The following is a 12,536-nucleotide window of genomic DNA, read 5'->3' as shown; positions in this document are numbered from 1 at the left end:
GGCGGCAAAGCCGCCCTTTTTTATATCCCGCTATGGCTGGAGAAATTTGCCCATTCGCTCGAGCGCCATGGCGATGCTTTCGGGCGTTCCGGCATAGGAAAACCGCACATATTTGTGCCCGTCCGTCCTGTCGAAATCCTGCCCCGGCGTCGCGGCGACGCCAGCCTGATCGAGCATGCGCAGGCAGAAATCCATCGTGTCATTGGTAAAGGCCGACGCATCCACATAGGCGTAAAATGCTCCGTCCGACGGCTCGGCCAGCCCGAACCCCAGCGCCTTGAGCCCCTCTGACAGAACCTGCCTGCTCCCGGCGTACTGGTCGCGCCGGGCATCATAATCGTCCCGCGCTTCCATCGCCGCCAGTGCCGCGCACTGGGACACGCTCGAGGCCGAAATGAACAGGCTCTGCGCCATCATCTCGGCCCGGCGCACCATGTCTTCGGGCAGCACCAGCCAGCCGATCCGCCAGCCCGTCATGCAGTAATATTTGGAAAAGCTGTTGACGATCACATGGTCATGGGAAAATTCGAGCGCGCTGGCGTCCCCGCCCACATAATTGAGCCCATGGTAAATCTCGTCGGAAATGAACCGCACGCCGAGCCGGTCGCAACACGCGATGATGGCCGCCAGCTCGTCTCGCTCCAGCACTGCCCCGGTCGGGTTGGCCGGACTCGCCACAAGCAGCCCCTCGAACGGCGATTTTTCATAGGCAGCTTCGATATCGGCCGCCGTCAGCCGCCATCCATTGGCCGGTGAAACCGGGATCTCGACGCTCCCCAGATTGAGAGAGGCGATGATATTGAGATAGGCCGGATAGCCCGGCCGCGTCACCGCTATGCGCTGTCCCGGCGCAAATCCTGCCAGAAAGGTCAGGATGAACCCGCTCGATGAACCTGTGGTCACCACGATCCGCTCGGGCGAAACCTCGACACCATGCTGCTCGGCATAATACCGGCTCAGCCTCTCGCGCAGCGCCGGCATGCCCTTGGCCGCCGTGTAGCCCATGGGGCGGTCCAGACAGTCGCGAACCGCATCAAGCACGCGATCGGCCGGTTTGCCGCCCGGCTCCCCGATTTCGAGGTGGCACACTGTCCGCCCCTGCGCTTCCAGCGCCTGCCCGCGCGCCATCAGTTCAAGGGCGTAAAATGGGCGAATCGAATTGGCATTCATCATTTCAATGTCCGCTTGTTCTTTTCGGCAGCCCGCACCCGAACCGCCACGCTTGCGTCAATCCATACTATACCAGCATATCATTATCACATAACGCGATAAATTAGCAAATAATGCTAACTTTCGCTCAATTATTAGCATTTCGATCCAACACGAGCATTTGTTCGCTTCCGCGGTTCATTGCGTCTAGCCCCCGAACCCTGCTTACGGTAAACCCGCCATGACGCGATAGGGAGTTTCTGATGCAAAAAGCGATCAATCTCGGCCTTGCTGCTGCCGTGGCTCTGCTCGGCGCGGGTCTCGCTTACTCCATCGCAACCCGTCCCGAGCCCGGCTTGAGCCAGACCGAGGTCGAATCCCTTCTCGCCCAGGCCGCGGCGGACCAGCCAGTCCAATCGCCGGCGACACCACCCGCCGAGACGATCGACACCGCCACCATCGGCCCGGTCATCGAGGACTACCTCCTCGCCAATCCACGCCTGCTCGAGCGCATGTCGATCGAACTGGAAACCCAGGTTCGCGCCGAAGAGAGTGAGCGCGCCCGCATCGCGCTTGCGGCCCTGGAAGACGAAATCTACAACGACCCCGCCAACATCGTGCTCGGCAATCCCGATGGCGATGTCACCCTTGTCGAAATGTTCGATTACAATTGCGGCTATTGCCGCCAGGTCGTCGCCGATGTGATGGCTCTGGTCGAGGAAGACCCCAATCTGCGCGTCATCCTCAAGGAATTCCCCATCCTCTCGCAAAGCTCGGTCGATGCCGCCCGCATCGCCATTCTGGTTGGCCGCGCCGATGTCGATTATCAGGATTTCCACACAGCGCTGTTTTCCGCGCGCGGTCAGGTCGACACCCAGGCCGCCCTTGCCGCTGCCGAATCGCTGGGGCTGAGCCGCGTGTCGCTGGAGCTCGAAATGACCGCCCCCGATATCTCCGACGCCCTCCAGCGCACCTATACCATCGCCCAGGCCCTCGGCATTTCAGGCACGCCCACCTTCATCATCGGCGACGAAGTGATCCCCGGCGCCCTGCCCAAAGCCGATCTGGTCCGCCGCATCGAAGCCATGCGGGAGTGTGGCTCGACCGTTTGCACCGACAGCGCTCAGGACGGCTGACAATGCCGGCCGAGCATCAGCCCGACCCCGCTCTTGAAAAACGCATCACCCGCACCGCGCGCTGTTTCGATGCAACCGGTCGCCTCCTGCGCTGGCCCTCCCGCCGCGCGGATCAGGAACTTGCGCTCTGGGTCATCTGGTCGCAAATGCCCGACGATGGCCAGCTTTCCGAGCTTGAAATCAATGCCATGCTGCGCACCTGGCACGATTACGAGGACTACGTCCTGCTCCGCCGCGAACTCTGCGACCTCGATCTGTTGCGCCGCACCCCCGATGGCCGCATCTACCGCCGCATCGCCCGGGAAATGCCGCCTGAGGCCGAAGCCCTGCTGGCCCGCATCCAGGCAGAGCCCGCTTAAGGACGTTCCCTTTGCCTTTTCGGTGCATTTCGTATAACGCCAGCTTGAATTGCCAGCCATGCTGGCCCAAAAAGCTCTAAAAAGGCGCGTTTGCCATCATTTTGGCGCTTCGGACGCGACACGATAAGGCATATGGCAAAACGCGTACTGATCCTCAACGGACCGAACCTCAATCTCTTGGGCACGCGGGAAAAATCGATCTATGGCGGCGATACGCTGGCCGATATCGAGGCGCTGTGCCGGGATACCTGCGAAAAGCTCGGCATGGCCTGCGATTTCCGCCAGTCCAACCATGAAGGCGAACTGGTGGACTGGATACAGTCGGCCCGCAAGACGGCCGATGCGATCGTCATCAATCCCGCCGCCTATTCCCACACCTCGGTGGCCATCCACGATGCCCTGCGCACGCTGGACCAGCCTATCCTCGAGGTGCACCTGTCAAACATTCATCAGCGTGAACCCTTTCGCCATCATTCCTACGTATCTGCAGTGGCAAAGGGCGTAATTTGCGGTCTGGGCCCAAGAGGCTATACGCTGGCCCTCGAGGCCGTCGCCGAAATCCTGAATTGAAAAAGACCCCAAACGGGTCGGTGGAGACACGATAACAATGGCAAAGATCTCGCAGGTCGATCAGGACCTCATCCGCACCATCGCCGAACTGGTCAATGATGCCAATCTGGCGGAAATCGAACTTGAGCAGGATGACTTCCGCATCCGCGTAACGCGCACCTTTGCCAAGGAAGTCGTTCAGGTCGCGGCCCCAGGCTACTCCCAGCAGGCTCCAGCCGCCCCGGCAGCGCCGGCCGCGCCCGCAGCCTCGGCTGCTGCAACGCCCGCCGCCGCATCGCCCGAAGACCTCGCTGCCAGCCCCAACACCCTGACATCGCCCATGGTCGGCACTGCCTATCTGGCGCCAGAACCGGGCGCCAGGGCCTTCGTTGAAGTGGGCACCAAGGTGTCCGAGGGCCAGACGGTCCTCATCATCGAAGCCATGAAGACCATGAACCAGATTCCGGCGCACAAATCGGGCACCATCACCCGCATTCTGGTCGATGACGCCTCGCCGGTCGAATACGGTGAACCCCTCGTCGTCATCGAGTAAGGCAGGCCCATGTTTTCCAAGGTCCTCATAGCCAACCGCGGCGAAATCGCCCTGCGCATCCTGCGCGCCTGCAAGGAACTCGGCATCCAGACGGTTGCCATCCATTCCCAGGCCGACGCCAATGCCATGCATGTGCGCCTTGCCGACGAAAGCGTGTGCGTTGGTCCCAACTCCGCCCGCGACAGCTATCTCAACATCCCCTCCATCCTGGCCGCCTGCGAAATCACCGGCGCCGAAGCCGTCCATCCCGGCTATGGCTTTCTGTCGGAAAACGCTCGTTTCGCCCGCATCCTCGAAGAGCACAAGATCGCCTTTATCGGCCCGTCCGCCCACCATATCGAGATCATGGGCGACAAGATCGAAGCCAAAAAAACCGCGCTTGAACTGGGCATCCCTTGCGTTCCCGGCTCGGCTGGCGCCGTGACCACCGAGGCCGAAGCGCAGAAGTCTGCCGCCGAAATCGGCTATCCGGTTCTCATTAAGGCCGCATCGGGCGGCGGCGGCAAGGGCATGAAGGTCGCCAAGACCCAGGCCGACCTCGCCATCGCCTTCTCGACGGCACGCCGCGAGGCCAAGGCCAATTTCGGTGACGATTCCGTCTACCTGGAAAAATACCTCGAAAAGCCCCGCCACATCGAGGTTCAGGTCATCGGCGACGGCCGGGGCAATGCCGTCCATCTTGGCACCCGCGATTGCTCGCTCCAGCGCCGCCACCAGAAAGTCTGGGAAGAGGCTTCGGCGCCGACCGTTCCTATGGCAGAGCAGACCGAGATCGGTGAAATTTGCGCCGCCGCCATGCGCAAGCTCAAATATTCAGGCGCCGGCACCATCGAGTTCCTCTACGAAAACGGCGAGTTCTATTTCATCGAAATGAACACCCGCCTGCAGGTCGAGCACCCGGTCACCGAGCGCATCACCAATTTCGACATCGTCTATGAGCAGATCCGCGTTGCCGCCGGCGAGCCGCTTTCGCTCAAGCAGGAAGACGTGGCGTTCCATGGCCATGCCATCGAAGTGCGCATCAACGCCGAAGACCCCCAGACCTTTGCACCGTCGCCGGGTCGCATCACCTATTATCACCCCGCAGGTGGCGTGGGGGTGCGCGTCGATGCCGCCGTTTATCAGGGCTACAACATCCCGCCCTATTACGACAGCCTGATCGGCAAGCTGATCGTCCACGGCCGGACGCGCCCCGAATGCCTGCAGCGCCTCAATCGTGCGCTGGACGAATTTATCGTCGACGGCGTCAAGACGACCCTGCCCCTGTTCCGCCGGCTCATCAAGGAGCCCGACATTCAGGCGGGAAATTACGACATCCACTGGCTCGAGAAGTTTCTCGAAGCCAACAAGGAATAACGAAAGGCGGGCCGCCGGAGTGCTTTCAGCAAAAAGAGGCCCGCACCTTTGCGGTTCGAAAGCGCGACCGAAACAAACCGTGTGCAGATCGTGGTACGCCCTGCACACGACCGCTTTTTCAGTTTTGCGATGACCCGGAACGACCCCTTCGATATCGAACTCACGCCCGAGTTGATCCTGCGCGCCTATCGCGCCGGCATATTCCCGATGTCGGAAAGCGCCGACGATCCGGACATTTTCTGGGTCAGCCCCCAGATGCGCGGCGTGTTGCCGCTCGATGGATTCAGGGCGTCAAAAAGCCTGCGCAAGTCCATGCGAAAAAGCGGCTTTTCCGTCGTTGTCGATCGCGACTTTGCCGGTGTCATCGAAGGCTGCGCCACGGCAGGCAGTGACCGGCAATCAACCTGGATCAACCCCACCATTCGCTCACTCTATGGCGAGTTGTTTGCCATGGGCTATTGCCACACCGTCGAGGTCTATGATGGCGAAGCCCTGGTTGGCGGCCTTTATGGCCTGGCCATCGGCGGCGCTTTCTTTGGCGAATCCATGTTCCACCGGCGCACCGATGCGTCCAAGATCGCCCTCGCCCACCTCGTCGACCGGCTCAATGCGGGCGGCTATGCGCTTCTCGATACCCAGTTCATCACCGACCATCTGGCGTCTCTGGGCGGCATCGAGATCCCCCGCGCCATCTACGAAATCCGCCTCTCGGGCGCCCTCAATATCGACGGCGACTTCTACGCGTGGGAAAAGACGGGGTAGGTTGTGTGGAGAGTTCGGTCAGGGTGAGCCGAAAATGGCAGTTTTCGAGAACCGGAGCGGAGCGTACATTTGGGTACGTGAGCACCGGAAGCGCAGAAAACTGCCATTTGCAGGCCACCATCACCGAACTGTCCATGCAACCTAGCGCTGGTCGGGTGGCGGCACGTCCGATGTCTGGCGGCAATCGATCAGCCAGACATCGTAAACGGCGTTGTCGATCGCATTGAGCGCCGGCGAGTCGGCAAACATCCAGCCCGAAAACACCCGCTCCATTGTCGCCTGCAACGAAACCTCGTCCACCTGCACGAAGGCGGTAACGCTCTGGGCTTCGGTTGTTGGCCGGGAATAACAGACTCGCGGCGTCAGCTGCAGCGAGCCGAACTGCACCGTCTCGTCGATATAGACATCGAAAATCGTGATCCGCCCGGTGATCTTGTCGAGCCCGGTAAACACCGCCACAGGATTGGAGATGGCCTGGCCATGGGCGCTCCCCGCCCCCATGGCAATGACCATGGCAAGCGCCAGGCGGCTTGCGGCTTTTCTAAATCCCCGAGGGTTCACGCAGCCATAACCGCCCTATTCCGGCGACCAGGCGTCGTAGTCGCCCGTCACCCGCGGACGCGATTGCGGCGTAAGGATCGACCCGTCCGGGCGATAGGCCAGCGCCGTGCCGGTCATGTTGGGGATATGGGCCTTTTCCCACTCGTGCGGCTTGTAGTCCGATTTGGACGGCGGCACATCGGTGCGCCGGTGCATCCAGCCATGCCAGCCCGCCGGAATCGCCGACGCTTCCGCATAGCCATTATAGACAACCCAGCGCCGGCCATCCTTCTTGCCTTCGTAATAGACGTTCCCGAACGCGTCCTCGCCCACCTTCACCCCGCGCAGGGCGGTGAAAATGCGGGTGGAGAGGGTCTGCTTGTTCCACCAGCCGAAAATTTCGAAGACGAACTGTTTAAAGCCGCTGTTTGCCACGTCCGGTACCTTCACGCGTCACGATGAGTTGGCTTGGGCTTAGCACACATGACCGGGCCAGCCTAGAGAGTGCTATAGTCGATTTCGGTCCCGTTGTTCACACAACATGGTGTGCATGTCCCCAGCCAACAAAAAACCGCGATCGAGGTCCAAAAAAGCCGCTTGACAGGCGTTTATGAGTCTAAAGCGGTCCCCCGGCGCGGCCAGAGAGTGAGGTTTTTCCATCACTTAACCGCGCTTTCCGAGACAACGCTTCATTAACCTATGCTCACGCTTGCTTTGTGACACCCCAATGTAACCAGTGCAGCTTTTTGCACGTTTTCCTCGCTATCCACACTAAAAACCACTATATTTAGCGAATGCACATTCCATAGGCACAAGGGATAGTCGATTTCGTGTGATTGACGGTTTGCCAAAGAATCGAAAACAGTCACATCAACGGGCCGATTCATGACCCGATCAAATCGACATTGTCGGCAACGACAAGACGCTTGCAGGGGCGATCAGCCAGCAGAGCGGCACCTAGTTTGGGGATACAAGACGAATGCAGATAGAACGGCGCTTCACTACGGCTGGGCAATCGGCCTATGCCGGCATCGAATTCCGCTCGGCCACGAGCGAAATCCGCAACCCGGACGGGTCTGTGGTCTTCAAGCTCGAGGACATCGCCGTCCCCGCGCTCTGGAGCCAGGTCGCCGCCGACATCATCGCGCAGAAATATTTCCGCAAGGCCGGTGTGGCCAAGGTCCTCAAGAAGGTCGAGGAAAACGACGTCCCCTCCTGGCTGTGGCGTTCGGTCCCCGACGAAAAGGCGCTCGCCAAGCTGCCCGAAGACGAGCGCTACGGCTCGGAAATGGATTCGCGTCAGGTCTTTGACCGGCTCGCCGGCACCTGGACTTATTGGGGCTGGAAGGGTGGCTATTTCACCTCCGAAGACGACGCCCGCACCTTCTATGACGAGCTGTGCTACATGCTCGCCACCCAGCGCGTTGCCCCCAATTCCCCGCAATGGTTCAACACCGGCCTGCACTGGGCCTATGGCATCGACGGCCCCGGCCAGGGCCATTTCTATGTCGACCCCTTCACCGGCAAGCTCGTCCAGTCCAAATCGGCCTACGAGCATCCCCAGCCCCACGCCTGCTTCATCCAGTCGGTCGACGATGATCTGGTCAACGAGAACGGCATCATGGACCTCTGGGTCCGCGAAGCGCGTCTGTTCAAATACGGCTCGGGCACCGGCACCAATTTCTCGGCCCTGCGCGGCTCGGGCGAAAAGCTCTCGGGCGGCGGCAAGTCGTCGGGCCTGATGAGCTTTCTCAAGATCGGCGACCGCGCTGCCGGCGCCATCAAGTCGGGCGGCACCACGCGCCGCGCCGCCAAGATGGTGGTGATCGACATCGATCACCCCGATATCGAGGAATACATCAACTGGAAGGTCAAGGAAGAGCAGAAGGTCGCCGCCCTGGTCACCGGCTCCAAGACCGTCTCCAAACACCTCAAGCTCATCATGAAGGCCGCTGTGAACTGCGACGGCCACGCCGATGATTGCTTCGATCCCAACAAGAACCCGGCTCTCAAGCGCGAGGTCAAGGCCGCCAAGAAGGCCCTGGTCCCGGAAAACTACATCTTCCGCGTCATCCAGTTCGCCAAGCAGGGCTACACCGACATCGAATTTCCCATCTACGACACCGATTGGGATTCCGAAGCCTATCTGACCGTTTCGGGCCAGAACTCGAACAACTCGGTCCGCGTCACCGATGATTTCCTGCGCGCCGTCGAAGACGATGGCGACTGGAACCTCACCGCGCGTCAGTCCGGCAAGGTCACAAAGACATTGAAGGCCCGCGATCTGTGGGAACAGGTCGGCTATGCCGCCTGGGCGTCCGCCGATCCCGGCATCCAGTACCACACCACTATCAACGAGTGGCACACCTCCCCCGAAGCCGGTCCGATCAACGCGTCGAACCCGTGCTCTGAATACATGTTCCTCGACGACACCGCCTGTAATCTGGCATCGATCAACCTGCTGCCCTATCGCGGCAAGGATGGTGTGTTCGCAACCGGCGATTACGAGCACACCGTGCGCCTGTGGACCCTCGTCCTCGAAGTCTCGGTGATGATGGCCCAGTTCCCCTCCAAGGCCATTGCAGAGCGCTCCTATCTCTACCGCACCCTCGGTCTGGGCTACGCCAACATCGGCGGCCTGCTGATGACCTCGGGCATTCCCTATGACAGCGACGAAGGCCGCGCCATCGCCGGTGCTTTGACCGCCATCATGACCGGTGTTTCCTACGCAACGTCCGCCGAAATCGCCTCCGAGCTCGGTGCGTTCAAGGACTACAAGCGCAACGCAAAGCACATGCTGCGCGTCATCCGCAATCACCGCAATGCCGCTCATGGCAAGGCCGATGGCTACGAGAACCTCTCGATCACGCCCGTCCCGCTCGACCACGCCTCGTGCCCCGATCGCAATCTGATCGACCGCGCGACCGCCGCCTGGGATCTGGCGCTCGAACTGGGTGAAAAGCACGGCTACCGCAATGCCCAGGTTTCCGTCATCGCCCCGACCGGCACCATCGGACTGGTCATGGATTGTGACACCACCGGCATCGAACCCGATTTCGCGCTGGTCAAGTTCAAGAAGCTCGCCGGTGGCGGTTATTTCAAGATCATCAACCGCGCCGTCCCCGCCGCCCTGCGCTCGCTGGGCTATTCGGAAGACCAGATCGCCGAGATCGAAGCCTATGCCGTGGGCCATGGCAACATGAACCAGGCCCCGGGCATCAACCCGGTCACCCTGGCCGCCAAGGGCTTCCCCGAGGACAAGATCGCCGCGCTCAACGCGGCCATGAAGTCGGCCTTCGACATAAAGTTCGTCTTCAACCAATGGTCGCTGGGCGCTGATTTCCTGAAATCTTTGGGCGTCACCGACGCGCAATTGACCGATCCGACCTTCGAGCTCCTGCCCTTCCTTGGCTTTGCCAAAAAGGACATCGAGGCCGCCAACATCCATGTGTGCGGTGCCATGACGCTCGAAGGCGCGCCGTTCCTCAAGGACGAGCACCTGCCCGTTTTCGATTGCGCCACCCCCTGCGGCAAGATCGGCAAGCGGTATCTCTCGGTCGAATCCCACATCCGCATGATGGCCGCAGCTCAGCCCTTCATTTCGGGCGCGATCTCCAAGACCATCAACATGGCCAACGATGCGACCGTCGAGGATTCCAAGCAGGCCTACATGCTGTCCTGGAAGCTGGCCCTCAAGGCCAACGCGCTCTATCGCGATGGCTCCAAGCTCTCCCAGCCGCTCAACTCCTCGCTGCTTGCCGATGAGGACGAAGACGAGGACGATGTGGCCGAAATCGCCGCCGCCGCGCTTTCCGAGCGCATCCCGGCCGTTGCCGAAAAGATCGTCGAGCGCATCGTCGAACGCGAGCGTTATCGTGAGCGTGAACGCATGCCCGACCGCCGCAAGGGTTACACCCAGAAGGCGATTGTTGGCGGCCACAAGGTCTATGTCCACACCGGCGAATATGGTGACGGACGCCTGGGCGAAATCTTCATCGACATGCACAAGGAAGGCGCCGCCTTCCGCGCCATGATGAACAATTTCGCCATCGCGATTTCGATCGGCCTGCAGTATGGCGTGCCGCTCGATGAATTCGTCGAGGCCTTCACCTTCACCCGCTTCGAGCCCGCCGGTCTCGTCATGGGCAATGACCACATCAAGAACGCCACATCGATCCTCGATTACGTGTTCCGCGAGCTGGCCATTTCCTACCTCGACCGCACCGATCTGGCCCACGTCACCCCCGACGCCGGCGCCACTTCGATCGGCCAGGGCGTATCGGAAGACAATCAGGTCAAAGACCGCTCGGCCCCCGCCCCGGTCCCGGCCGACAATTTCGTCTCCCGCGGCATGACCCGCGGCCGCGTCAAGGACAAAACCCTGATGCTGGTCGCCTCGTCCGACCTCAAACTGGCCAACCCCGTCCAGGCCATGCAGTCCCAGACGGTCACGGCTCTCAAGCAAGGCACGGCGCTCAAGACCGACCCGGAAGCAGAAGCCGAAGCCGCCGCCACCAAACTGGTCGACGAAGCCCAGGCCAAGGACACCACAACCCTGCGGCTGGAGGCCCAGATGAAGGGCTATGTGGGGGAAGCATGTTCCGAGTGCCAGAACTTCACGCTGGTGCGGAACGGGACGTGTTTGAAGTGCGACACGTGTGGGTCGACGACTGGGTGTAGTTGAGGGCGGTTGGTGAGATAATAAAGGAAACGCTGAATGCCAGGAGAAGAAGACGCTTTCTACAAAGTCCTTCATACGTTTCTAACTGCATCTCAGCCGATAAGCTCCCCTCGTCACTTAAAGGGACGGGGGGAGGATCTCTCAAGGTTGACCAGAGCTCTTCGCTCACCCGGGCGACACGCCTTCATATATGGCTTTCGTGGAGTAGGGAAAACGTCGCTTGCACAAACAGCGGTGTTTGGACTTCAGGAAGACGCAGGCCACGTTTCAATACTCGCTTCGTGCGAGAGGGATTCCACTTTCGCCAGCGTTATGACTGACGTAGTTCGTCAGGCCGCGCAGATAAACCCTATCGAGATAAAATCAGGCAATTCATACACTGCCAGTCTTGGCGTATTTGGCATGGGTGGCTCGGCGACAGTTTCTCCCAAATACCTAGACAACAACTATCGGGTAGAAACGGTTAGCGATGCAGTTGCGACCTTGAAGTTTCTGGCAGACACAAACGGTCGAGAATACGTGGTCCTGTTAGACGAGTTCGACGTCCTAGCATCGACTGAAGAGCATCAAAAATTCGCGGCGCTTTTGAAGCAACTTAGCGATACCCGAATAAGCGTCAAATTTGTTATTTGTGGCGTGGCCGATTCCATAGAACGACTTTTTATCGCGCATGAGAGCCTCACTCGACAGATGCATACCGAGGAGGTGGGTCAATTAGGCTGGCAACCGAGATTCGACATCATAGATGACGCGACGGCAGCGCTCGGATTTGAGATGGATTTCAATATCAAAACTCGGATCGCATTATTAAGCGATGGATTCCCTTCGTTCGTCCATCTCGTGTGTGAGCATGTACTTGTGCAGGCACATGAGGCGGGTCTGCAACATGTGACTTCAGATGCTTTCAAGATGGGAGTTCGATCTGCCGTGAGTTCCGCTGACCGGCCGCTGAAACGGGAATATGATGACTCAGTAAAAAAGAATACGACACGCAGTGAACCCGTTCTGTGGGCGGTAGCCGCTGATAAGCACTTAGAAATAAACATTGAACTAGCATGGCAGAATTACGAAGAAATAATTCGCCAGCTAACTTCAGAAGAATATAAGCTCGATAATCCGCTTGTTCAGTGGACTAAGGTTTCGAAAAACAACTTCTCCACCAAACTCAATGACCTTTGCAAACCGGCCTACGGCCGACTGCTGGAGAAACCGAGACGCGCAAATTTCACGTTTCGGGAGAAGAGAATGCGAGCATATGCAAGGCTTCGTGCGGAAAACGAAGGCTGCCGGCTCAGTTACGATAGTGTGGGCCCGAGCATCGTCTAGATGACATCTGTCGGTTAGCAAGACCCGCCCCCCGCGATCTCCTTCACCGCCGCCCACCAAAAATCTTATCCTGAATAGCCCCTAGATTTCTGGACGCCTTCTTCCCTAAATTTGAGGCAAGGAGG

General features: G+C 59.7%; 11 protein-coding genes. 8 read left to right on the top strand and 3 right to left on the bottom strand.

Going from position 1 to position 12,536, the window contains the following annotated elements; translation table 11 throughout:
- Positions 1-30 precede the first annotated feature (30 nt).
- The gene (locus AACZ55_RS06075) at positions 31-1,173 is read right to left on the bottom strand and encodes an aminotransferase class I/II-fold pyridoxal phosphate-dependent enzyme (protein WP_339644194.1); all 1,143 of its coding nucleotides are present in this window, start codon (positions 1,171-1,173) and stop codon (positions 31-33) included.
- A gap of 239 nt (positions 1,174-1,412) precedes the next feature.
- Here AACZ55_RS06075 and AACZ55_RS06070 point away from each other — a divergent pair, with 239 nt between their 5' ends.
- The 6 genes from AACZ55_RS06070 (at position 1,413) to aat (ending at position 5,864) form a co-directional block, all read left to right on the top strand.
- Positions 1,413-2,285: a DsbA family protein gene (locus AACZ55_RS06070; protein WP_339644191.1), complete on the top strand. Its 873-nt coding sequence runs from the start codon at positions 1,413-1,415 to the stop codon at positions 2,283-2,285.
- A gap of 2 nt (positions 2,286-2,287) precedes the next feature.
- The gene (locus AACZ55_RS06065; RefSeq protein WP_339644189.1) at positions 2,288-2,644 is read left to right on the top strand and encodes a DUF2087 domain-containing protein; all 357 of its coding nucleotides are present in this window, start codon (positions 2,288-2,290) and stop codon (positions 2,642-2,644) included.
- A 132-nt stretch (positions 2,645-2,776) separates the two neighbouring features.
- Complete coding sequence (gene aroQ, locus AACZ55_RS06060; protein ID WP_339644187.1) at positions 2,777-3,214, top strand: type II 3-dehydroquinate dehydratase; 438 nt, start codon at positions 2,777-2,779, stop codon at positions 3,212-3,214.
- A 37-nt stretch (positions 3,215-3,251) separates the two neighbouring features.
- Complete coding sequence (accB, locus tag AACZ55_RS06055) at positions 3,252-3,746, top strand: acetyl-CoA carboxylase biotin carboxyl carrier protein (protein ID WP_339644185.1); 495 nt, start codon at positions 3,252-3,254, stop codon at positions 3,744-3,746.
- A gap of 9 nt (positions 3,747-3,755) precedes the next feature.
- On the top strand, positions 3,756-5,102 hold the full coding sequence (gene accC, locus AACZ55_RS06050; RefSeq protein WP_338606696.1) for an acetyl-CoA carboxylase biotin carboxylase subunit: 1,347 nt from the start codon (positions 3,756-3,758) through the stop codon (positions 5,100-5,102).
- Between the two features lie 129 nt (positions 5,103-5,231).
- On the top strand, positions 5,232-5,864 hold the full coding sequence (gene aat, locus AACZ55_RS06045; RefSeq protein ID WP_339644182.1) for a leucyl/phenylalanyl-tRNA--protein transferase: 633 nt from the start codon (positions 5,232-5,234) through the stop codon (positions 5,862-5,864).
- A gap of 141 nt (positions 5,865-6,005) precedes the next feature.
- On the opposite strand, the gene AACZ55_RS06040 is transcribed toward aat, so the two are convergent.
- Positions 6,006-6,377 carry a DUF2155 domain-containing protein gene (locus tag AACZ55_RS06040; protein WP_339644179.1) on the bottom strand — a complete coding sequence of 124 codons (372 nt, stop codon included), beginning with the start codon at positions 6,375-6,377 and terminating at the stop codon, positions 6,006-6,008.
- 63 nt (positions 6,378-6,440) lie between these two features.
- A complete protein-coding gene (locus AACZ55_RS06035; protein WP_338606693.1) occupies positions 6,441-6,839 on the bottom strand; it encodes an NADH:ubiquinone oxidoreductase subunit NDUFA12 in 399 nt (132 codons plus the stop codon).
- A 544-nt stretch (positions 6,840-7,383) separates the two neighbouring features.
- On the opposite strand from AACZ55_RS06035, the gene AACZ55_RS06030 reads away from it, so the two are divergent.
- Complete coding sequence (locus tag AACZ55_RS06030) at positions 7,384-11,088, top strand: vitamin B12-dependent ribonucleotide reductase (RefSeq protein ID WP_339644176.1); 3,705 nt, start codon at positions 7,384-7,386, stop codon at positions 11,086-11,088.
- 33 nt (positions 11,089-11,121) lie between these two features.
- Positions 11,122-12,411, top strand: coding sequence for an ATP-binding protein (locus AACZ55_RS06025; protein ID WP_339644174.1), 1,290 nt, complete (start codon positions 11,122-11,124; stop codon positions 12,409-12,411).
- The last annotated feature ends 125 nt before the right edge of the window (positions 12,412-12,536 follow it).

This window comes from uncultured Pelagibacterium sp. (genome assembly GCF_963972885.1).
Classification (GTDB): Bacteria; Pseudomonadota; Alphaproteobacteria; order Rhizobiales; family Devosiaceae; genus Pelagibacterium; species Pelagibacterium nitratireducens.
This window is presented reverse-complemented; position numbering and strand designations above follow the sequence as displayed.